This window comes from Halopelagius inordinatus (assembly GCF_900113245.1).
GTDB lineage: Archaea > Halobacteriota > Halobacteria > Halobacteriales > Haloferacaceae > Halopelagius > Halopelagius inordinatus.
The window spans coordinates 20,766-42,507 of the sequence record NZ_FOOQ01000002.1; the positions used below are offsets into that span (position 1 = coordinate 20,766).

General features: G+C 66.1%; 17 protein-coding genes. 14 read left to right on the forward strand and 3 right to left on the reverse strand.

The genetic code is table 11. The features are described from left to right. Nucleotides 1-21: 21 nt before the first annotated feature. Nucleotides 22-3,843 carry a PAS domain-containing sensor histidine kinase gene (locus BM167_RS07750; RefSeq protein ID WP_218153779.1) on the reverse strand — a complete coding sequence of 1,274 codons (3,822 nt, stop codon included), beginning with the start codon at nucleotides 3,841-3,843 and terminating at the stop codon, nucleotides 22-24. A gap of 296 nt (nucleotides 3,844-4,139) precedes the next feature. Between BM167_RS07750 and BM167_RS07755 the strand changes: the two genes are divergently transcribed. The 11 genes from BM167_RS07755 to BM167_RS07805 all read left to right on the forward strand — a co-directional run bounded on the left by BM167_RS07755 (nucleotide 4,140) and on the right by BM167_RS07805 (nucleotide 15,962). Further along, nucleotides 4,140-5,312 carry a YeeE/YedE family protein gene (locus BM167_RS07755; protein WP_092891219.1) on the forward strand — a complete coding sequence of 391 codons (1,173 nt, stop codon included), beginning with the start codon at nucleotides 4,140-4,142 and terminating at the stop codon, nucleotides 5,310-5,312. A gap of 55 nt (nucleotides 5,313-5,367) precedes the next feature. Beyond that, a complete protein-coding gene (locus tag BM167_RS07760; RefSeq protein ID WP_092891221.1) occupies nucleotides 5,368-5,661 on the forward strand; it encodes a sulfurtransferase TusA family protein in 294 nt (97 codons plus the stop codon). After that, nucleotides 5,661-5,984 (forward strand): rhodanese-like domain-containing protein, encoded by a 324-nt coding sequence (locus BM167_RS07765; protein WP_092891223.1) that lies wholly within the window; start codon nucleotides 5,661-5,663, stop codon nucleotides 5,982-5,984. The genes BM167_RS07760 and BM167_RS07765 overlap by 1 nt, the downstream gene beginning before the upstream one ends. Before the next feature lie 142 nt (nucleotides 5,985-6,126). Continuing rightward, a complete protein-coding gene (locus tag BM167_RS07770) occupies nucleotides 6,127-6,927 on the forward strand; it encodes an N-acyl homoserine lactonase family protein (RefSeq protein ID WP_092891225.1) in 801 nt (266 codons plus the stop codon). A 3-nt stretch (nucleotides 6,928-6,930) separates the two neighbouring features. After that, a complete protein-coding gene (locus tag BM167_RS07775) occupies nucleotides 6,931-8,247 on the forward strand; it encodes a hydroxyacid-oxoacid transhydrogenase (RefSeq protein ID WP_092891227.1) in 1,317 nt (438 codons plus the stop codon). A 126-nt stretch (nucleotides 8,248-8,373) separates the two neighbouring features. After that, nucleotides 8,374-8,955, forward strand: coding sequence for an NADPH-dependent FMN reductase (locus BM167_RS07780; RefSeq protein WP_092891229.1), 582 nt, complete (start codon nucleotides 8,374-8,376; stop codon nucleotides 8,953-8,955). 115 nt (nucleotides 8,956-9,070) lie between these two features. Next, complete coding sequence (locus BM167_RS07785; RefSeq protein WP_092891231.1) at nucleotides 9,071-9,658, forward strand: thymidine kinase; 588 nt, start codon at nucleotides 9,071-9,073, stop codon at nucleotides 9,656-9,658. 10 nt (nucleotides 9,659-9,668) lie between these two features. Further along, nucleotides 9,669-10,271, forward strand: a complete 603-nt coding sequence (locus tag BM167_RS07790) for a YIP1 family protein (RefSeq protein WP_092891233.1) — start codon at nucleotides 9,669-9,671, stop codon at nucleotides 10,269-10,271. 206 nt (nucleotides 10,272-10,477) lie between these two features. Then, nucleotides 10,478-12,649, forward strand: coding sequence for a DHH family phosphoesterase (locus tag BM167_RS07795; protein WP_092891235.1), 2,172 nt, complete (start codon nucleotides 10,478-10,480; stop codon nucleotides 12,647-12,649). A gap of 227 nt (nucleotides 12,650-12,876) precedes the next feature. Next, a complete protein-coding gene (locus BM167_RS07800; RefSeq protein WP_092891237.1) occupies nucleotides 12,877-14,550 on the forward strand; it encodes a tRNA uridine(34) 5-carboxymethylaminomethyl modification radical SAM/GNAT enzyme Elp3 in 1,674 nt (557 codons plus the stop codon). Nucleotides 14,551-14,744: 194 nt separating this feature from the next. Next, a complete protein-coding gene (locus tag BM167_RS07805) occupies nucleotides 14,745-15,962 on the forward strand; it encodes a mechanosensitive ion channel family protein (RefSeq protein ID WP_092891239.1) in 1,218 nt (405 codons plus the stop codon). Between the two features lie 43 nt (nucleotides 15,963-16,005). On the opposite strand, the gene BM167_RS07810 is transcribed toward BM167_RS07805, so the two are convergent. After that, entirely contained in the window at nucleotides 16,006-16,449 is a 444-nt protein-coding gene (locus BM167_RS07810; RefSeq protein ID WP_092891241.1) for a GNAT family N-acetyltransferase, read from the reverse strand. Between the two features lie 48 nt (nucleotides 16,450-16,497). Continuing rightward, nucleotides 16,498-17,820, reverse strand: a complete 1,323-nt coding sequence (locus tag BM167_RS07815) for a hypothetical protein (protein WP_092891243.1) — start codon at nucleotides 17,818-17,820, stop codon at nucleotides 16,498-16,500. Nucleotides 17,821-17,922: 102 nt separating this feature from the next. Between BM167_RS07815 and rqcH the strand changes: the two genes are divergently transcribed. The 3 genes from rqcH (at nucleotide 17,923) to BM167_RS07835 (ending at nucleotide 21,705) form a co-directional block, all read left to right on the forward strand. Next, nucleotides 17,923-20,025, forward strand: a complete 2,103-nt coding sequence (gene rqcH, locus BM167_RS07820) for a ribosome rescue protein RqcH (RefSeq protein WP_092891245.1) — start codon at nucleotides 17,923-17,925, stop codon at nucleotides 20,023-20,025. Nucleotides 20,026-20,230: 205 nt separating this feature from the next. After that, nucleotides 20,231-20,947 (forward strand): DUF4013 domain-containing protein, encoded by a 717-nt coding sequence (locus BM167_RS07830; RefSeq protein ID WP_092891249.1) that lies wholly within the window; start codon nucleotides 20,231-20,233, stop codon nucleotides 20,945-20,947. Nucleotides 20,948-21,018: 71 nt separating this feature from the next. Next, nucleotides 21,019-21,705 (forward strand): DUF4013 domain-containing protein, encoded by a 687-nt coding sequence (locus BM167_RS07835; protein ID WP_092891251.1) that lies wholly within the window; start codon nucleotides 21,019-21,021, stop codon nucleotides 21,703-21,705. Nucleotides 21,706-21,742 lie beyond the last annotated feature (37 nt).

The following is a 21,742-nucleotide window of genomic DNA, read 5'->3' on the forward strand; positions in this document are numbered from 1 at the left end:
GACGCGCGTTCGCGCGTTCGATCACTTCTCGCGGTCGTCGGCGGCGGGCAGGCTGACGGAGAAGACGGACCCTTCGCCGAGTTCGGAGTCGACCCAGATATCGCCGCCGTGTCGTTCGACGATGCGTTCACAGAGCGCCAGTCCGATGCCGGTTCCGGCGTGTTCGTCGGGGGCGTGGAGGCTCTGGAACACCTCGAAGATGCGGTCGGTATCGGCCGGGGCGACGCCGATCCCCTCGTCTTCGACCGAAATCCTCCACCGATCTCCGTCGCGTTCGGCCGAGATGTCGATCCGAGGCCGGTCGTCGCCGCTGTACTCGATAGCGTTGTCGAGCAGATTCTGGAACAGTTGGCGCAACTGGTTCGCGTCGCCGTCGACGCGGGGCAACTCCCCGACGGCGATTTCGGCGTCTGACTCGTCGATTCGGACCTGGAGGTCGTCGCGCACGTCCGCGATGACGGTACTCAGATCGACCGGTTCGAAGGGGTTTCCGCGAGTGTCGACGCGCGAGTACCGGAGCAATCCCGCTATCATGTCGCGCATCCGGTCGGCCCCGTCGACGGCGTACTCGATGAACTCCCGGCCGTCGTCGTCGAGTGCGTCGGCGTAGCGCCTCTCGACGAGTTGCAGATAGCTCGACACCATCCGTAACGGCTCTTGGAGGTCGTGGGAGGCGGCGTACGCGAACTGTTCGAGCCGTTCGTTTGACTCTTCGAGTTTGTCGATCAGTTCTTCGAGTCGCTGCTCGCGCTGTTTTCGCTCGGTGATGTCTTGGGCCGCCCCGCGGAACGAGACGACGTCGCCATCGACCGTCTGCGGGACGCCGTGGAGTCGCAGCCAGCGCACTTCGCCGCTCGCTGCCGCCCGGAGGCGCACCTCGACGTCGAAGGGGTCGCCGGAGGCCAACGCGTTCTCGACTGCGTCTTCGACCACCTGTCGGTCCTCTTCGTGGTACATGTCGAGCGCCTCGTCCAGCGGCGGTTCCTCCGTTCCCTCCGCCTCCAACAGAGAGAACGTGTGGTCGGTCCAGAAGACGTCCGTCGACTCCGGGTCTATCTCCCACCCGCCGACGTCGGCGATTCGCTCCGTCCGTTCGAGAAGTTCGAGGGCCCGTTCGAGTTCGGCTTCGCGTTCGACCTGTTCGGTGATATCCTGAGACATTCCCATCGCGCCGAAGATGGTTCCATCGTCGTCCCGGACGGGGAACGTCTGGTATCTTGCGTGCCTGTCTCCGCTCTCGTGTGCGTACTCGAACGTGCTCGACTCGCCTCGCAGCGCGGCCCGATACCGAGGCGCGAGGAGGTCTGCCAGCGGCGGCGACAGCAGCTCTCGAACCGGGCGGCCCACGAGGTCCTCGGCCGCCAAGTCGGAGTCGGTGAGCGGGCTCCCCCCAATGGTGACGTACCGCATATCCTCGTCGACGAGGGCCACGGCACCGTTCGGGAAGTTCTCGACGACCGTCCGGTAGCGGTGTTCGCTCCGTTCGAGTTCGCGTTCGCGCTCGACCCGGTCCGTGACGTCTTCGCCGATGCCCACGGTTCGAGTTATCTCTCCGTCCGCCGCTTGGACTTCGGTGCCTCGAACGTAGACCCACCTGGTCTCGCCGTCGGGTCGGACGACTCGGAACTCCTCGTCGAACTCGGTCTCCGAGAGCGCGGTGAACCCCTCCCGGACGCGACTGCGGTCGTCGGGGTGGATGGCGTCGAGGAAGGCGAGCGGTTCGTCGTACAGCGTCTCTCTGTCGATTCCCCACACCTCCTCGAAGGCGGGGTTGATGTAGAGGAACTCCTCTCTGTCCGCGGTCGCCATCCAGACGATTTCGTCCAGGTTCTCGGCCATCATCCTGAACTTCGCTTCGCTCTCGCGAAGTTCCCGTTCGGCCTCCCGGCGTTCGGTGACGTCCTGGACGACGATCATTCCCGCGTTCACCTCGCCGTCGGCGTCTCTGACGGGGAGCGTGCGCGCAAAGAGGTGACGACCCCGAATCTCGGTCTCGAAGGAGTTCGCCTCGCCGTCGAGGGCGGCCCGGAAGTACGGTCTGATCTCCTCGACGCGTTCGTCGGGGTAGATATCGAAGGGGCTGTGTCCGATCCGGTCTCGCTTCGAGATACCGACGTCTTCGAGGAGTTGTCCGCCGACGGCGGTGTACCGGAACTCCTCGTCGAACAGCCCCACCGCGCCGTTCGGGAAGTTCTCGACGAGCACCCGGTAGCGTCGCTCTGACTCCTCGATTTCGCGCTGGGCCTCCTTGCGTTCGGTGATGTCGGTGAGGGCACCCGGGAACTGGACGGCTGTCCCGGCGTCGTCGCACTCGACGTGACCGCGAGCGACGACCCACCGGATGTCGCCGTCGGCGTTCCGGACGCGGTACTCGGACTCGTACTCGCCGCAGGACTCGACGGCGTTCTCTATCTCCCGTCTCACGCGCTCGCGGTCGGGGTCGTAGACAGACGAGACGAGGCGGTCGATCGAGACGCCCTCGCGGGCCGCTTCGGAGTCGATGCCGAACTTCCTCGCGAGAGACGCGTCGGCGACGAGTCGGTCCTCTGGGACGTGCCACTCCCACGTGCCGACCGCACCGGCCTCGGCCGCGGCTTCCAGTTGCGACTTCGCGTCGGACAAGTACCGCTCGTGTTCTTTCTGTTCTGTCACGTCGCGGACGATGCCGATGGCGCGAACCGGGTCGCCGTCGCCGTCGTAGTAGAACTCCCCTCGGGCCGATACCCACCGAACGCCGTCGTCCGCGCGGACGATGCGACACTCGAACTCCCACTCGCCCGTCTCGGAGGCGTCCTCGAAGCTCCGTCTCACGTCCTCTCTGTCGGCCGGATGGACGTGGTCGATGAAGATGTCGAAGCTCCACTCTTCGAGGGGGTCTTCGTAGCCGAAGATTCGGTCGTGTTGCGCCGAGCGAACGGGCGCGTCGTTCGTCCGCAAGTCGAGTTCCCACGCGCCCATATTCCCGGCCTCGAACGCGAGGTTCAACCACTCTTTGCTCTCTCGCAACTCGGTGATCGTCTCGTCGAGTCGCCGTTCACGCTCTTTCCGTTCGGTGATGTCTTGGCTCACCGTCATCCCCCCGAAGACGTCGCCCCGAGCGTCGGTGAGCGGAACGACGTGGACGACCCAGTCGCGACCCGCGTACTCGAGTTCGGTCGACCGTTCGTCGCCGTCGAGCGCGCCCCGAAACAGGGGGTCGAGCATCTCGGTCGTGGCCTCGTCCCAGACGTCGTCGAACCGGTTTCCCTCGACGTCTTCGGGGTCGACCGGTATCTCGTCGAACCCCCGCCCCGCCGCCAGCGTGTACGTCAGGTCGCGGTCGAAAAGCGTCACGAGACCGTTCGGAAAGTGCTCCGCGAGCGTCCGATATCGGCGCTCGGACTCCTCGAGTCGGCGCTCGCGTTCGTTCCGCTCGCGGTCTCTCGACCGCGCCTCTCCGTCCGATTCGCTCCGTTCGCGGACGACGCCGACGGCCCCGTCGGCGTCCAGCGCCGCCGTCCGAACGTCGCAGAGAATCCGTTCCCCGTCGGCGGTTCGGAGGGTGAGTCCGAGAGGGGAGCTTCGTTCGGCGGGATTCTCCCGGAGGCGGTCCACCTCGCGCTCTATCGCCGCTCCGCCGTCGGCGCCGAAGACCGCAGAGACGTGCTCGCCGAGCAGTTCCTCGCGGGGGTGGCCTGTTAGCTCTACGACGGCGTCGTTGACCGCGACGACGGTAGCCTCCGCGTCGAGTCGGTAGATTCCGTCGTCTATCGCGTCCACGAGCGTCTGATACCGCTTGCGGGCCTCGGTGTCGTCGGCGTCCCCCCAGAACGCCGAGTCGGAGGCGTCAGCCCGTTCACTCATGGGGGCACCAAAGGCTGCCGGGTGAATAAGCTTCTTCCCGAGAGGTGAACCCGCGCGACCACCGCACGGACCCGTCTCGACCCCTGTGTGGCGATGCGTCGCCGCGCGAGAGCACCGTGCGCCCCGGCGGCAACACTTGCTGAAAGGTACGAGACAGACGGCGTCCCCGTTCGTCTCGATATCGCGGACGTACACTTCCGAGACACCGAATTCGGTCCCCTGTCGCGTCAGCGGTCAGGGAACGCTACACCGCTTCGATAGCACGTTAGGTCGTCGGGCCCCTACGGCGAGTACGGATGATACCGACGGTGGTCGTCGCGGCAGTCGTCGGCCTGACGCTCGGAGTGTTCCTCCAGAAGGGCCGCTTTTGCTTCGTGAACGCCTTCCGGGACTTCTTCGCGTACAAAGACTCCCGGGTGACGAAAGGCGTCTTCGCCGCGACGTTTCTCACGATGATATTCTGGGGCATCGCCTATCAGCTAGGGTACTATCAGGGCTTTTGGACGCCCGACTGGGGACTGACCGGCCTCGTCGGCGGGTTCGTCTTCGGCGTGGGAATGACCTACGCGGGCGGGTGCGCCAGCGGAACGCTCTACCGGGCCGGCGAGGGCTACCTCCAGTTTTGGCTGACGCTCCTTTTCATGGGCGTGGGCTACGCAGCGTTCACCGCCGCGTTCCCGACGCTCCAATCGACGTACTTCGAACCGCTCACGGTCGCCGAGGGCGTCAGTCTGTTCAGCATCTCACCCATCCCGGCGGGCCTGTTGGCGCTTCTCGTGGCCGCCGCGTTCACACTCGTCTACGCGACGGTCATCGGTCGCTCCGGACGCGACGCCGACCCTTCCGAACGCGCGTCGACCGGTCGGGTCCAGTTGACCGTGCTTCTCGCGCCCGTCGTCGGACTCCGGCGATTCGCGGCCGGGACGGAGACGTACGTCCGCGGTCTCGTCCGCGCGTGGCGAAACCCGCTCGAATCGAGCAAGCGCCCGTGGGACCCTCGGACCGCCGCTCTCGGCATCACCGCCGCGGCCGTCCTCTGGTTCACGCAGGTGTCGATAGTCGGCGTCACCGGCCCCGAAGCCCGCTGGACGGGCTATCTGCTCTCGCAAGTCGGCGTCGACGCGTCGTCGTTCGAGTACTGGGGGTCGGTCCTCTTTCAGGGACAGGGCGTCGGCGTCACCGTCGACATGGCGATGATAGGCTTCGTCATCGTCGGCGCGTTTCTCGCCGCCCTCTGGAGTGGGGACTTTTCCCTGCGCGTCCCCAAGCGACGACGCCTGCCGAACGCCGTCGTCGGCGGTTTCCTCATGGGCGCGGGGTCGCGACTCGCGCCCGGATGCAACATCGGAAACATCTACTCCGGCATCGCGGAACTCTCGGTGCACTCGTTCGTCGCGGCGGTCGGTATCGTCGCCGGCGTCTACGTGATGACCCACTGGATATACCGCGAAGTCGGCTGCGCCATCTGACTCTCGAATCGCTCGACAACCGACAGACGAACGCCGAACACGAACACACGACACGATGGTTTCGATAGACGACGTTACCGACGCACCGGACGAACTGGACGACGAACGGGCCGAACAACTCCTCGACGAGGCTGACCTCGTCCAAGACATGATGGGCGAAGTCTGCCCGTACCCGCAGGTCGAGGCCAAGAAGGGACTACAGGAGATAGCGCCGGGTGACCTTCTCGTTCAGGAGACGGACCACGTCCCCTGCACCGAGAACGTCCCCCGGGCCGTCGGCGACGACGCCGACGCGCAGGTGTGGCGTAGCGGCGACGGAACGTACCGCATCTACCTCCAGAAACAGTAATGGTCGAGGAACTGCCACCCGAGACGGTCCGCGACTATCTCGAACGCGACGAGGAGTTCGACCTCGTCGACATCCGCGATGAGGACGACTACGCCGATGGACACGTCGAAGGCGCGGAGAACCTCTCTATCGAGGAACTCGAAGACACCGTCATCGACAGAGAGTGGGCCGACGACGTCGTCGTCTACTGCTACATCGGCCAGACGTCGATCCAAGCCGGCCGCCTGATAGAAGAGTACGGCGACGCCGACTCCGTCGCCAGCATGGCCGGCGGGTACGACGCGTGGGACGACGCCGACGCGGAGACGCCCGCCTCCGACTGACGGACGAAATCGGCCTCTCCACCGGTCATCGACGACCGACCGAACCCCTCCGGTACGGACGGCGCGAACTACTGCGTTTCGGTCGTCGCGTCGGCTGCGACTCGTCCCGAGATTAATTATGTAGAATAGATGTCACTTGGGCATGGTCGACGCCACCATCGACGTCATCGACCGCGGCGGACTGAAGTGCGACCTCAACTATCTCGTAGAGGGAAACACGCTCGGGTCGCACGACGAACCGAACCCGGACACGGACTACGTCGAGATTCCGGTTTGGAACCTCGTCATCGACCACCCCGAGGGGACCATCCTCTGGGACACCGGCAACCACGAGGACGCGTTGGACGGCCACTGGCCCGAGGGGTTGAAGCAGGCGTTCTACCCGCACGACGTCCGTGACCACACCCTCCGCGGCGACCTGCAGGACGCCGGATACGACCTCGACGACATCGACTACGTGTTCCAGACGCACCTCCACCTCGACCACGCCGGCGGCCTCCACCACTTCGACGGGACGGACGTCCCGGTGTTCGTCCACGAGGAGGAACTGAAGTTCGCGTACTACTCCGCGAAGACCGACGAGGGAAGCGCGGCGTACATCTTAGAGGACTTCGACCACGACCTGAACTGGACGGTACTCCACCGAGACCGCGAGACGCACTTCGAGGACGTCGAGTTCGTCAGACTGCCGGGGCACACGCCCGGCCTGACCGGCACCGTCGTCCACCTCGACGACGCGGGTACCGTCGCGTTCGCAGGCGACGAAATCTACCAGACGGAGAACTACGACGACGAGGTGCCCCTCGGCGCCGGTCTCCTGTGGAGCCACCGCCACTGGTACGAGAGCCTCCGACGCCTGAAGGAGATAGAACGGAGACACGACGCGGAGGTCGTGTACGGCCACGACCCGGACCAGTTCGAACGCATCCGCGAGGGGTGGTGACGGATGGGATACGAACGCTCGGTCTCCGCGGGGAACTCCGGTCTCTCGCCGGAGACGGTCTGGAGCATCAAGATGCCGGAACTCCGCTTCGGTCGAGACGCGACCGACGAACTCGCCTTCCAGTTACGCGATTTGGGTGTCGGCGACGACGCGCACGGCCTCGTCGTGACCGACGAGAACCTCGTCGATATCGGGCACGCCGGGCGGGTTCGGGCGCATCTCGAAGACGCCGGGTTCGCCGTCGACGTCTACGACGAATCCGAACGCGAACCGTCCGTCGAGGCGGTCGAAGACTGCATCTCGTTCGTCCGCGACGAGACGGGCGAGGCGGGGTACGACTTCTACGTCGGCCTCGGCGGCGGAAGTTGCATGGACACCGCGAAGGCGACGCGGGCGGTCATCGCCAACGGCGGCGGTCCCCTCGATTACGTCGCGGAACCGACCGGCGAGGGGAACTCGCTGACGCAGTCGGGCGAACCGCTGGTGTTGATGCCGACCACCGCCGGGACGGGCGCGGAGATATCGCCGGTGGCTATCCTCTCGGTACCGGAAAAACAGATAAAAGAGGGCATCTCCAGCGGGCACCTGCGCGCCGACGCGGCGGTACTCGACCCGACGCTGACGACGACGCTCCCGCCGGACCTCACGGCCAAGACGGCGATGGACGCGCTCGGACACGCCATCGAGGGCTACACCACCCACGAGTACGACTCGCTTTTGCGGCCCGAAGACCCCTCGGAACGCCCCGTCTACGCCGGGCGGACGCCGCTGACGGAGATGTTCTCCGAGAAGGCCATCGACCTCCTCTCGTCGAACGTTCGGGCCGCCGTCCACAACGGCGACGACTTGGAGGCCCGCGAACGCATGCTTCAGGGCGCGCTGTTCGGCGCTATCGCGGGACTCACCGCGGGCGCGAGCCTCTGTCACGCGATGGCGTATCCGGTCGGAAACAAGTACCACACGAAACACGGCGAGACCATCGCGGTCTTGACGCCCGCGAGCACGATAGATTACAACTCGGCGAGCGACCCCGCGCGGTTCGCGAAACTCGCCGAGATGTTCGACGTGGACACGGCGGGGATGACGAACCGAGAGGCGGCAGACGCCCTCAAAGAGCAGTACATCCAACTCCAACGGGACCTGAACGTCCTCCCGAGCGGTCTCACCGAGTTGGCGGATATCACCGCGGACGACGTGGACTGGCTGGCGAAACAGACCGTCGAGACGCAGGACCGACTCCTGCGGTGCAACCCCCGTCCGGTGACCGAATCGGACGTCCGAGAGATATTTCTCGACGCGCTTCGGAACTGGGAGGAGTGACGCAACGCCCGCGCCAAGCGGTGGGGTCTCTCCTCGCCTCTCCAACGGCGAAGCGACGGGGCGGTGCGGCGACGCGACCACGGCCCGCCACCGGCGCTTATACTCTTTCCGTCCGTCGGACCGCGCATGACGGACACTCACGTCGTCGCCGTCTGCGGAAGTCTCCGAGACCGAAGCTACACCCGACTCTCGCTCGAACGCGTCCTCGACGGGGTTCGAGACGCGGGCGCGACGGGCGAGATGCTGGACCTGCGCGAGTACGACCTGCCGCCGATGAACGCCGACAGAGACGGACAGGGCGACAGCGCGGACGTGGTCCGACGCATCCGCGAGGCGGACGCCGTCGTCCTCGGGACGCCGATGTACCACGGGTCGTACTCGGGCGTCCTGAAGAACGCACTCGACTACTGCGGGTTCGACGAGTTCGACGGGAAGACGGTCGGCCTCGTCGCCGTCGCGGGCGGGTCGTTCCCGGTGACCGCCCTCGACCACCTCCGCTCCGTCTGTCGGTCGCTGAACGCGTGGGTGCTTCCCCACCAGGCCGCCGTTCCGAACGCCTCCTCGCAGTTCGACGGGAGGGAACTCGAAAACGAGTCGATAGGCGAACGACTCGCCGTCCTCGGGCGGCGGACGGTCGGATTCGCCTCCATCGAACCCGACCCCGCGACGTTCGAAAGCGGAGAGAACGTCGGGGCCGAAGGGAAGTAGCCGCGGCGGCGACCCGGCGGAAAACGGAGTCGAAGCGAGCGGATATGACACGCGACCGCGAGGTCTCCGTTCGAAGAGACAACCGTTTTGACGTTCCTTCACGCCCGAAGGAGATATGCACGCCATCACGAACAGCGGATGGATAGAGGTCATCTCGGGCTCTATGTTCTCGGGGAAGACAGAGGAGTTACTCCGCCGCCTCCGACGGGCCGAAATCGCGGGGCAGGAAGTCGCGGCGTTCAAACCCGAACTCGACGACCGGTACGGCGAGACGACGGTCGGGTCACACGTCGGCCGGCAGTGGGAGGCGACGGTCATCCCCGCCGAGGGCGAGGAGATGTGGGACGCCTTGGACGCTCTCAACGGCCACGAGGTGGTCGCGATAGACGAGGCGAACTTCTTTTCGAACGAACTCGTCGAACTCTGCGAACACCTCGCAGACGAGGGCCGCCGCGTCCTCGTCTCCGGCACCGACCAGACGTACCGCGGCGAAGCCTTCGAACCGCTCCCGCAGTTGATGGCGGTGGCGGAGTACGTCGACAAACTGCAGGCCATCTGCTCGATATGCGGCGAACCCGCGACGCGGAATCAGCGACTCATCGACGGCGAACCGGCCCACGAGAACGACCCCACCTACCTCGTCGGCGCGGAGGAGTCCTACGAGGCGCGGTGTCGGAACTGTCATACGTTCCGACGCGGATAGTCGAACAGACGTGACCACCTGGGTCCAACATCCCGAGGGCGGGCGAGAGCGCGGACCGCGCGGTATCGCTCGCGCGTGGGTCGAAGTGCTGGTTCGCCCCCGTCGGTTCTTCCGAAACGGCGTCGCGCCGGGCGACCAAGCCCCCGGCCTCGTCTTCGCCGTCGTCGTCGCCGTCGCGTACGTCTGCGGTCTGTTCGCGTTCGTCCCGGGGCGACTGCCGTCTCTCGGCGGCGGCCCGGCCGTCTCGGCGTTTCTCGGCCTCGCGGTCGTCGCTCTCCTCGTCGCGCCCGCCGTCCTCCATCTGACCGCCGCGTTGCAGACGGTCCTTCTCATCCTCCTCGTTCGCGACCGGGCGGGCGTCAGCGAGACGGTGCAGGTCATCGCCTACGCCACCGCGCCGTGCGTCTTCGCGGGCGTCCCCATCCCGGCCGTCCGAGTCGCCTGCGCCGCCTACGGTGTCGGGTTGCTCGTCCTCGGCGTCGCCGAAGTCCACGAGACGTCCCTCACGCGGGCCGCCGTCGCCGCCGCCCTCCCCGCCGCACTCCTCTTCGGATACGGCTTCGGCGGGTTCGACGCAGTCGACGCCGTCGCGCGCGCGATAGGTTTCCTCTAAGAGGTTCCGTGGGACGCTCACACGCTGGCGGCGCGTCGCGGGCGAACGCGACGAACGCCTCTCGCCGACCGGAGATGTCGTCCGTATGACCCTCTCACCGGCGAGAGAGGCGGCGTTCTGGAAAAACGGTCGAACTTCGGCGCGAGGGCGTAGTTTTCGCGGAGCTTTCGACAATCGTTTTAGGCCGCGGTCTTTTGTAGCACTCAATGGATTGGATAACACACGAAGAAGACGTGTGGTTTGAATTCAGGGGCAACTCCCCGCAGCAACTCACTCCCGGGCGGTACTACAAGGGTACCGTCGACGGCTTCGCCGAATTCGGTGTTTTCGTCGACCTCTCTCCCGGCGTCACCGGTCTCCTCCACCGGAGCGAACTCGACCGCAGACTCGAGACCCTCGATTGGGAGTCCGGCGACACGGTGTTCGTCCAGGTGAAGAACATCCGCGACAACGGAAACATAGACCTCGGGTGGTCGATTCGCCAGGCGGAACGCGAGTTCCGCGGCGCGCGCATCCACGACCCGAACGGCGACGCCGACGGCGAGAAGATCACCTCCACGTCGGACGACGACGGCCCGGTGAAGACGAAGCCGAAGGACCTCTCACAGCCCGCCCGTTCGCAGAACGGCGAGGACGAGGCGACCGACGACGACGAGACTGCCTCCGCGTCCGCGTCCGCGTCCGCAGAGGACGACGAATCTGCGTCCGACTCGGACTCCGCGTCCGACGACGAGAGCGGTTCCGCCCGCGCGGAAACCCAAGCCGAGGCTCGGTCTCGGTCCGACTCCGCCGACGTGGACGTGACAGACGAGAGCGACGACGACCGAACTGACGCCGACGAGGGCGACGCTGACGCCGACGAGTCTGCCGACCGCGTGAGCGTCGACAGCCTCGCCGACCGCGTGGGCGACGTCGTCACCATCGAAGGTACCATCGCGAGTGCGCGCCAGACCGGCGGTCCGACCATCTTCGAGGTGCGCGACGAGACGGGCACCGTCGACTGCGCCGCCTTCGTCGAGGCGGGCGTCCGCGCGTACCCCGAAGTGGACGAGGGCGACGCCGTCCGACTCACCGGCGAAGTCGAACGCCGCCGCGGCGAACTGCAGGTCGAAACCGAAGACCTCGTCGTTCTCTCGGACGACGAGGCGGACGAAATCGAAAAGCGACTCGACGACGCCCTCTCGGCGAAGGCCCGACCCGACGACGTGACCGCGCTCGCGGCGCACGACCCCGTCGACGCCGTCTCGGACCAACTGCTCGACGCCGCAGAGACCGTCCGACGCGCCGTTCTCCAGTCGCGCCCCATCGTCGTTCGCCACGCCGCCACCGCGGACGGCTACGTCGCCGGTGCCGCGGTCGAACGCGCGGTTCTGCCCCTCATCGAGGACGAACACGCACGAGACGACGCGCAGTACCACTACTTCGTCCGCCGTCCCCTCGACGAGGCCGTCTACGGCATGGACGCCGCGACGAACGACGTGACCCGGATGCTGCAGGACAGAGACCGCCACGACGAGAAACTGCCGCTCGTCCTGTTGGTCGGAACCGGCGGCACCACCGAGTCGCTCGACGGCCTCGGTCTCCTCGGCGTCTACGACGCGGAACGCGTCGTGGTCGAGGCGGCCGACGCGGACGAGGAAGTCCAAGAAGAGGCGGAAGTGCTCGTCAACCCCGGCCTCGCCGGGGCGGACGCTCACGACCTCTCGACGGGTGCCCTCGGCGCGACGCTCGCGGCGACGGTCAACGAGGACGTGCGCGACGACGTCGCGCACCTCCCCGCGGTGAGTTACTGGGAGGACACGCCCGAGGCGTACGTCGAACTGGCCGACGAGGCCGGAGTCGACGCCGAACGCGCGCGGGAACTCCGCGAAGCGGTCGCTCTGGAGGCGTACTACCAGTCTTACGAGGACAAGCGCGAACTCGTCACGGACCTCCTCTTCGACGGCGACGCCGCCGGAGACGGCGGCCTCGCCGGACACGTCGCAGAGCAGTTCCGCATCAAACTCGACGACGAAGTCGAGACGGCGCAGGCGAACCTCGAAACCCGAGACGTGGAGGGCGTCACCGTCGCCGTCCTCGACGCCGACTCCTTCACGCACCGGTACGACTTCCCGCCGACGTCGCTTCTCGTCGACGAACTCCACCGCCGTAACCGCGAGGGCGACCGGTACGTCACCGTCGCCGCCGCGATGGACGAACTGTTCGTCCGTTCGACGGCCGACATCGACGTGCGCGCCGCGGCGGCGGCCGCCCGCGACGCCGTCCCCGAAGGCGGCGTAACCGCAGTCGGCGTCCGCGAGAACCGCATCGAGTTCCTCTCGGGCGCACGCGACTCGGTCATCGACGCCGTCATCGACGCCGTCGTCGACCAGTTCTAACGCACGGACCCTCACGTTCTCCGTCCGTTCGTCCCCGCTCCGAGAGCGGCGTCGCCGTCTCTCTTCTCTCTCGTCTCCCGACTCGCGCCCCTCCGAGCGACACCCTTAACCACGAAACGCGACGATTCACCGGTAATGACAGACGTCTCTCTCCCGGTACGCTTCGCCGAGGTGTCGACGGTACGTCGACAGCGCGTCAGACGCGGTCCGACCGAGGTGAGTCGGCCGTGAGCACCGACGCCGAACCGGACGCGGACGACCCCACGGAGACGGAGGCGTTCCGCCGGACGTGCGAGGAACTCGTCGAACGCATCCTCGACGGGGAGATAGAGCGCGACGACCTCGAATCGGCGAAGCTGAACGCCTGTTCGAACCACTCCTCGCCGAAGGTGCCGAAGAACTCCGACATCCTCGGGTACGCGCCCGAGGCGCGCCGCGAGGAGGTCAAAAAGGTGGTCATGCGAAAGCCCGTCCGCACCGCGTCGGGCGTCTCGCCGGTGGCCATCATGACCTCGCCGAAGATGTGTCCGCACGGGAAGTGTCTCTACTGTCCCGGCGGCCCCGCATCGGAGTTCTCGTCGTCGCAGTCGTACACGGGCCACGAACCCGCCGCCGCCCGCGGCGTCCAAAACGACTACGACCCGTACGGACAGGTCACCCTCCGCCTCGAACAACTGCGGAACATCGGCCACCCCGTCGACAAGGTGGAACTCATCCTGATGGGCGGGACGATGACCGCGCGCAGTCACGACTACCAAGAGTGGTTCGTAAAGCGGGCGTTGGAGGCGATGAACGACTACGACCTCGATTCGGAACCGACCCCCGCCGAGGACCAGTCGTTCAAACCCGACCCCGAGGACGTGGAGTTCCGCTACCTCGAAGACGTCATCGCCGAAAACGAGACGGCGGACGTCCGGAACATCGGGACGACGTTCGAGACGAAACCCGACTGGTGCGACCCAGAACAGATAGACCGGATGCTCGATTTGGGCGCGACGAAGGTGGAAGTCGGCGTCCAGACGACGTACGAACGCGTCAACCGCGAGATGCACCGCGGCCACGGCGTGCAGGCCTCCATCGACGCGAACCGCCGCCTCCGCGACGCCGCGTTCAAGGTGGGCTTTCACATGATGCCGGGACAACCGGGGATGACCAAAGAGATGATCCTCGAAGACTTCCGGCAGGTGTTCGAAAACGAGGACTACCGCCCGGACTACCTGAAGATATACCCGACGCTCGTCGTCCGCGGGACGCGCATCTACGACCAGTGGCGACGAGACGAGTTCGAACCGCTCGACAACGAGGACGCCGCCGACATCGTCGCGGAGGTGATGGGGATGATTCCGAAGTACACCCGCCTCCAACGCGTCCAGCGAGACATCCCCGCGGACTTCATCGACGCGGGCGTCTGGAAGTCGAACCTCCGGCAACTCGCCGCCCAGAAAGCCGAAGAGAAGGGCATCGAAATCGGGGACGTCCGCGCCCGCGAGGTGGGGATGAACGAGGAGGACCCCGACCCCGAGAACGTCGAACTCGACGTGATGACGTACGACGTCGCGGGCGGCACGGAGCAGTTCATCTCCTTCGAGGACAGAGAGAAGGACCTCCTGGTCGGGTTCTGTCGGCTTCGGTTCCCGAACGACCCGGTGCGCCGCGAACTCGAAAACGCCGCTCTCGTCCGCGAACTCCACGTCTACGGGAGCGAGGTGGGAATCGGAGGCGAGGGCGACTGGCAACACAAAGGCTACGGCCGAAGACTCGTCGAACGCGCAGAAGAGATGTCCCGAGACGCCGGTTATGACAAGTTGAGCATCATAAGCGGTATCGGCGTCCGCGAGTACTACACGAGAAAACTCGGCTACCACCAAGACGGCCCGTACGTCTCGAAACGACTGCGGTAGAGCCGGTTTCGTCCGTATTCTTCTCCGGGCTTCGTGACCGACCCGAGAGCGTTCGGAGAGTGGAGACAGAGAGAATATCTCATTTTATAGAAAGAAATAATACCGTGGGTGTTTTGTAACCGCTCTATAGGTGTAGAGATGATGAAGGGGAAGGGGAAGGCGGTACGCAGAGATTATAGAGCGGAGGACGCGGTGTGAAGCTCTCGGCGTGGCTCGCGAACGTTGAGTCGACGTTAGCGCAGTTCGCGTCCACGGAGGCCCGTCTCGGGGCGACGGCGGCTCTCGTCGTGGTGGCTCTCTCGACCGGTCTGTTAGTCGCACCGCGAGTCGTGTCGAGAGTGGCGAGCGAACTTCGAGAGCGCGTGATTTCGCATCCGAGAGTTCCGGAGGCCGTAGACGACGTGGTGTGGCTGTTCCCGCCGTCCGTGGTCGTTCGCCTCCTGCAGTGTTCGGTGGGTGCGGCGACGGGACTCGCTCTCTTCGTCGTCTGGGGGTTCGAAGACGTTGCGCTCACCGGCGCGACGCTGTTAGCGACGCTCGCGCCCGAAATCGCCCGAGTAGCCGTCACGCTGGTGCTCCTCGCGGCGGCCGTCGTCGCCACCGACCTGCTCGAAAGCAACCTCGAAGCGTACGCCGCGGACTCCGAGCGAATCAACGAACACCAGGAGGGAATCGTCTTCCGAGTCCTCCAACTGGTCGTCCTGTTGGCGGTGGGCCTCGCGACGATGACCGTGTGGAACATCAATCTCGGCGGACTCCTCGTCGGGGCCGGGTTCCTCGGCATCGTCGTCGGTATGGCCGCGAGGCAGACGCTCGGGTCTCTCATCGCGGGGTTCGTCCTCATGTTCTCGCGGCCGTTCGAAATCGGCGACTGGGTCGAGATAGACGGCGAGGAGGGAATCGTCTCCGACATCACCATCGTCAACACCCGCCTGCGGAACTTCGACGGCGAGGAGATAGTCTTCCCGAACGACCGAGTGACGAACGCGACGGTGACGAACCGGACCCGTCGCGGGCAACTCCGCCTGACGGTCGACGTCGGCGTCGACTACGGGACCGACCTCCAGCGCGCAGAGCAGATCGCAGAATCGGCGATAGAGGACGCGGACGTGGTCGCGGACGTGCCCGCACCGCGCGTCCTGCCCGCGACGTTCGACGACTCGGCCGTGGGACTCAAAGTCCGCTTTTGGATACAGAACCCCTCCGCGCCGCGACGGGCCCGCGCCCGCGCCGCCGTCGTCCGCGCGGTGAAGACGGCGTTCGATGGGGAGGGAATCAAGATTCCCTACCCGCAGCGAGAACTGCAGGGTCGCGCGGAGACGAACGGCTTTCGGGTTCGGCACTCCGAGACGTCCTTCGGGGCCCGCGAGGACCGACGGAGCGAGCGAGTGTCGAACACCACGGACGACTGAGACCGAGCGTCGCCGCCGACGCTTCGCCCCCCGGGACGCCGTCTCAGAGCGACTTGCGCATCTCGACGTGCGGGATGTCCGCTTCGACGAACTCCTCGCCGACCGATTCGTAGCCGAGCGATTCGTAGAACCCCTCGACGCGCGTCTGCGCGTGGAGCGTTATCCGATCGAATCCCTCCTCTCGTGCCGTCTGTTCTACGCTCTCCATCACGCGCTTTCCCCAGTCTTCGCCGCGTCTGGCCTCGGCGACGACGACGCGTTCGACTTTGCCGACGCCGGGGGCCGCCTCTCGGAGTCGCGCCGCGCCGACAACCTCGCCGTCGTCGTAGGCGACGAAGTGGGTGGCGTCGGCGTCGGGTTCGTCGTGTTCGTCCCACTCCAGTTCCTCGTCTACGCCCTGTTCGTCGACGAAGACGGCCCGTCTGACGGCGAAGGCGTCCTCGCGTTCCGCGTCGGTGGTGACGACGCGGACGTCTGTGTCGGTCATGGTCGGAGGTTCCGCGTCGGAGTACCTGACGGTTGTGGATTCGCCGGGTCAATCGACCGCTCGTCCCGCGTCGGCCGCCAGCGCCCACCCGAGACGGTAGACGAGAAGTCCGACGACGAGGGTGACGAGCGTCCACCCGGTGATGAGCATCGCCGCGAACGGCGGGCCGAACCCACCGATGGGAAGCATCGGGACGGCGAAGGCGACGGGCGCGGCGACGATAGCGGCGACGAGCGGTCGGCGTTCGGTCCCCCGACGCGTCGCGTACCCGAGGGGGAGAAACAGGGACACCGTCACCGCCGGAGAGACGACGCCGGGAGCGTTCCACGTGAGAGGCGAGTCCGCGAGGGCGGAGACGACGCCCGCGACGACGACTGGCGGTGCGACGGCGGCGGCGAGGAGTCTGCGGAACGTCACCGACTCCGGGGAGTTGGCGGCGACGACACCGACGGCGGCGAACTGCGCGCCCACCGTCCACGCGACGGCACCCGCGCCGTAGAACCTCACGCGAGAGGCGGCGAGGAGGAGCACCCACGCGCCCGCGAGGCCGACGACGAGGTAACCGAGCGTCCGCGGCGACGACGCGTCGCCGTCGAACCGGCGGGCGAGTCGTCCGACGACGACGACGCCGAGACCCATCAGGACGGTCGGCACGAGGGCCGCGCCAAGGAGGTCCGAGAGGAGGTACGGCGCGGCGTCGGCGGCGATTTTTCCTTCCGCCGCGACGCGAGTTCCGAGACTCCGGTCGGGTCCGAACGCGAGGTACGTTTCTGAGTCTATCGACTCCCGTCCGTCGTCGCCGCGCGGCCAGTACGCCGCACCGTCCGCTTCGAGGGCGTCTGGCGGGTCGTTCACGAGGACGGTTCCCTCGGGTCCTCTGACCTCGAAGCGGTCGACGGGCACGTACACCCAGCGAGTGGTCCCCTCGGAGTTGAAGTAGTCCACGAGGAGGACGCCGCCCGTCCCCTCGTGGGCCATCTCGGGGACGGCGAACGTGACGACGACGGTGTCGCCGTCGAGTTCCGCGGTGACGTTCTCGGCGTCGTCGTCGACGAGAGAACGCCCGTTCTCGAACGCGTCTCGCACGGTTCGGTCGAGGCGGGCGGGGTCCTCGCGGAACGCGTCCGCCGCGTCCGGGTCCACCGTCGTCCGCGCGGTCCATCGCCCGGTGCCGTCGTCGTCGATTCGGACGGTCGCGGTGCTCGATTCGACGGTGAGGTCGACGCCCGCCTCGTGGGCCGCCGACTTCAGGGAACTCCCGCAGACGCCGCAGACCGGTTCGGGCGGGGAACTGGCGGCGACCGGTGCGGGCGTCGCGAGAACGGTACCGACGACGAGGAGAGCGAGGAGGGCGGCGGGGACACGTCTCATTCGACCGAACAGAGTTCGAGTCATCGGTAAGTGCTTTCCCCTCGGGGCGACCGAACCGCCCGAAGCGACACCCCTTTTCCCCCGCCGACGAAAAACGAGTCCATGGACCCGAAGCGGGAGTTGACGAGCATCGACCTCGCGGCCCTCGTCACCGAGTTGAACCGGTACGAGGGAGCGAAGGTCGATAAGGCCTACCTGTACGGCGACGACCTGCTTCGTCTCCGCATGCGCGACTTCGAGAGGGGTCGCGTCGAACTCTTAATCGAAGTCGGCGAGATAAAGCGCGCGCACGCCGCGAAACCCGAACACGTCCCCGACGCGCCGGGGCGGCCGCCGAACTTCGCGATGATGCTGCGGAACCGCCTCTCCGGGGCGGATTTTGCGGGCGTCGAGCAGTTCGAGTTCGACCGCATCCTCACGTTCGAGTTCGAACGCGGCGACGAGAACACGAAGATAGTCGCCGAACTGTTCGGACAGGGCAACATCGCCGTCTTAGACGAGACGGGCGAAGTCGTTCGGAGCCTCGAAACCGTCCGCCTGAAGTCGAGAACCGTCGCGCCGGGCGCGCAGTACGAGTACCCCTCGTCGCGACTCAATCCGCTCACCGTGGGGTACGACGCGTTGAAGCGTCAGATGGACGAGTCGGACACGGACGTGGTGCGGACGCTGGCGACGCAGTTGAACCTCGGCGGCCTCTACGCGGAGGAACTCTGCACCCGCGCGGGCGTCGAGAAGACCATCCCGATAGAAGACGCGGGCGACGACGAGTACCGCGCCATCCACGGCGCGATGGAGGAACTCCGAGAGACGGTCAAATCCGGCGACTTCGACCCGCGCGTCTACGTCGAAGACGACTCCGTCGTCGACGTGACGCCGTTCCCCCTCGAAGAACACGAGCGTGACGACCTGAACAGCGAGGCGTTCGACACGTTCAACGACGCCTTAGACGCCTACTTCCACCGTCTGGACCTCTCGGACGACGAACCCGAGGAGAACGACAACCGCCCGGACTTCGAGGCCGAAATCGCGAAGAAACAGCGCATCATCGACCAACAGGAGGGCGCTATCGAGGGCTTCGAAGAGCAGGCCCAAGAAGAGCGTCGCCGCGCGGAACTGCTGTACGCGAACTACGAACTCGTAGACGAGGTGCTTTCGACCGTTCGCGGCGCGCGCGAGGAGGGCGTCCCGTGGGACGACATCGAGGAGACGCTTCAATCGGGGGCAGAGCGAGGAATCACCGCCGCGGAAGCGGTCAGAGACATCGACAGCGCCGAGGGGACGGTCACGGTCGAGATAGAGGACGTGACGGTCGAACTCGACGTCTCGACCGGCGTCGAGAAGAACGCGGACCGCCTGTACACGGAGGCAAAGCGCATCGAAGAGAAGAAAGAGGGCGCACTCGCGGCCATAGAGGACACCCGCGAGGACTTAGCCGACGTACAGAAGCGACGCGACGAGTGGGAAAGAGAGGACCAAGACGACGACGAAGACGAGGAGGTAGAACCGAAAGACATCGACTGGCTGAACCGCGAGTCGATACCGCTTCGGACCGAGGAGTACTGGTACGAGCGGTTCCGGTGGTTCCACACCTCCGACGGCTATCTCGTCATCGGCGGGCGCAACGCCGACCAAAACGAGGAGATAGTCAAGAAGTACACGAACAAACACGACCTGTTCTTCCACACGCAGGCCCACGGCGGCCCGGTCACCGTCGTGAAGGCGACGGGCCCGTCCGAACCGTCGAAGCCGGTGGAGTTCCCCGACTCGACGAAACGGGAGGCCGCGCAGTTCGCCGTCTCGTACTCCTCCATCTGGAAGGAGGGTCGATTCGCCGACGACGCGTACATGGTGTCGCCCGATCAGGTGTCGAAGACGCCCGAGTCCGGCGAGTACATAGAGAAGGGGTCGTTCGTGGTTCGCGGCGACAGGACGTACTTCCGCGACGTGGCCGCCGAAGTCGCAGTCGGCATCCAGTGCGTGGGCGAGACGCGCGTCGTCGGCGGCCCGCCGTCGGCCATCGAGGGGAAAGCGGAGACGACGATTCGCCTCCAACCCGGACAGTACGCGCAGAACGACGCCGCGATGATGTGCTACCGGAAGTTCCGAGAACGGTTCGCAGATACCTCCTTCGTCCGCAAGATAGCGAGCGCGGACAAGATACAGGAGTTCCTCCCGTCGGGCGGGAGTCAGATTATGGACGACTGAACGCGGCGCACAGAGCGTGACGCGCCGCGCGACCCCGTCTGCTTTCGCGTCCGATACTCTATATTTATCTCCTCGAACGACGTAACTGAGCGGTAGAGCGCGTACGAAACTCCGTACGCGGCGTCGAACTGGCGGCGGAGTTCGGACCGGCCGAGACGCCTCCCGAGACGCATCGTCGGACGACGCGAGCGCTCGGTGACACACCATGATAAACGACTCACTCAACTACCTGCGCACGAGCGAAAACTGGGTCCGAACCCTCCTCGTCGGCGGTATCCTCACACTCCTCGGGTTCCTCGTCGTCCCCGCCGTCTTCGTCCTCGGATACATCGTCCGCGTCATCCGCGCGACGATGCACGGCGACGACGCCGTTCCGGCGTTCGACGACTGGGGCGAACTCGGGATGGACGGCCTGAAGGCGGCGGTCATCACGTTCGTCTACGGTTTCGTCCCGACTGCCCTCGCGGGCCTCCTCGTCGGCGGGAGCATCATGACCATCGTCGTGGGCGGAAACGGTAACTCCGGCGGCCTCGTGGCCCTCGGCGGCATCGCCCTGTTCGTCGGCGTCCTCGCGATGTTCGCTCTCGGACTCTTCGCGATGTACGTCGTCCCCGCGGCCATCGCGAACTTCGCGGAGACGGGCGAACTCGGCGCGGGCTTTCGCGTCGGCGAACTCCGGCCCGTGTTGACCTCCGGGAAGTACTTCACCGCGTGGGTGAGCGGACTCGCAATCATCGTCGCGGGGAGCATCGTCTCGGGCCTGCTGAACGTCGTGCCCTTCCTCGGCGTCGTCGTCGGCGGGTTCGTCGGCTTCTACGCCGCCGTCGCCGCGTACTACCTCGTCGGACACGCGTGGGGCGACCTGCGCGAAATCGAGATGCACGAGGGCGGCGAGACCATCGACGAACGACCCGTCGTCTGAACGGCAGACGGCGACCCGATTCGGCGTATTTGTGGGCAAGAGTTAACCCAGCTACGTCAGTCTTTCAACTCATGCTAGGTGACTCCCTCTCGTATCCCCTGAACAGCGACGACAGGATAGCCACGATACTCATCGGCGGCTTGCTGAGCGTCCTCGGAGTTCTCGTGATTCCGGCCTTCGTCATCCAAGGCTACCTCGTGCGCGTCCTCCGGGGCGCGGCCAAAGGCGAACCGGCCGCCCCTTCCTTCACCGACTGGGGGGACCTCATCGTGGACGGCATCAAACTGTTCGTCGTCAACCTCGCGTACGGTCTCCTCATCGCGATTCCGATGGCGGTCTTCAGTTTCGCGCTGTTCGTCCCCGTGAGCGTCAGTTCTAACGGCGGTTCCCCGCAACCGAGCGCCGCCGTCGGTATCGTCGCCGTCGTCGGCGGCTTGCTCCTCCTCGTCTTCGCTCTCCTCGTCGCGTACGTCCTCCCTGCGGCCATGACGAACTTCGCCGTCGAGGACTCTCTCGGCGCGGCGTTCGACTTCTCTACCATCTGGTCCGGAGCGACCACGAGCGAGTACTTCGTCGGGTGGGTGCTCGCCATCGTCGTCGGCGTCGTCGGCGGCCTCGTCGGGAGCGCTCTCTCGGTCGTTCTCGTCGGCATCTTCGTCCTCTTCTACGTGCAGGTGGTCAGTTACTACCTGTTCGGTCGCGGGTTCACCGAGGGTCTGAGCGAGAAGCGCCGCGCCGCCGCCGAGACGAACGTCTGAAACGGTCAGTACACTCTTCCGTCAGACCGTTGATGAC

Excerpts from the sequence above, each read along its gene's own strand:
- BM167_RS07750 (WP_218153779.1), bottom strand. The coding sequence starts at position 3,843 with ATGAGTGAACGGGCTGACGCCTCCGACTCGGCGTTCTGGGGGGACGCC.
- BM167_RS07755 (WP_092891219.1), top strand. The coding sequence starts at position 4,140 with ATGATACCGACGGTGGTCGTCGCGGCAGTCGTCGGCCTGACGCTCGGA.
- BM167_RS07760 (WP_092891221.1), top strand. The coding sequence starts at position 5,368 with ATGGTTTCGATAGACGACGTTACCGACGCACCGGACGAACTGGACGAC.
- BM167_RS07765 (WP_092891223.1), top strand. The coding sequence starts at position 5,661 with ATGGTCGAGGAACTGCCACCCGAGACGGTCCGCGACTATCTCGAACGC.
- BM167_RS07770 (WP_092891225.1), top strand. The coding sequence starts at position 6,127 with ATGGTCGACGCCACCATCGACGTCATCGACCGCGGCGGACTGAAGTGC.
- BM167_RS07775 (WP_092891227.1), top strand. The coding sequence starts at position 6,931 with ATGGGATACGAACGCTCGGTCTCCGCGGGGAACTCCGGTCTCTCGCCG.
- BM167_RS07780 (WP_092891229.1), top strand. The coding sequence starts at position 8,374 with ATGACGGACACTCACGTCGTCGCCGTCTGCGGAAGTCTCCGAGACCGA.
- BM167_RS07785 (WP_092891231.1), top strand. The coding sequence starts at position 9,071 with ATGCACGCCATCACGAACAGCGGATGGATAGAGGTCATCTCGGGCTCT.
- BM167_RS07795 (WP_092891235.1), top strand. The coding sequence starts at position 10,478 with ATGGATTGGATAACACACGAAGAAGACGTGTGGTTTGAATTCAGGGGC.
- BM167_RS07810 (WP_092891241.1), bottom strand. The coding sequence starts at position 16,449 with ATGACCGACACAGACGTCCGCGTCGTCACCACCGACGCGGAACGCGAG.
- BM167_RS07815 (WP_092891243.1), bottom strand. The coding sequence starts at position 17,820 with ATGAGACGTGTCCCCGCCGCCCTCCTCGCTCTCCTCGTCGTCGGTACC.
- rqcH (WP_092891245.1), top strand. The coding sequence starts at position 17,923 with ATGGACCCGAAGCGGGAGTTGACGAGCATCGACCTCGCGGCCCTCGTC.
- BM167_RS07830 (WP_092891249.1), top strand. The coding sequence starts at position 20,231 with ATGATAAACGACTCACTCAACTACCTGCGCACGAGCGAAAACTGGGTC.
- BM167_RS07835 (WP_092891251.1), top strand. The coding sequence starts at position 21,019 with ATGCTAGGTGACTCCCTCTCGTATCCCCTGAACAGCGACGACAGGATA.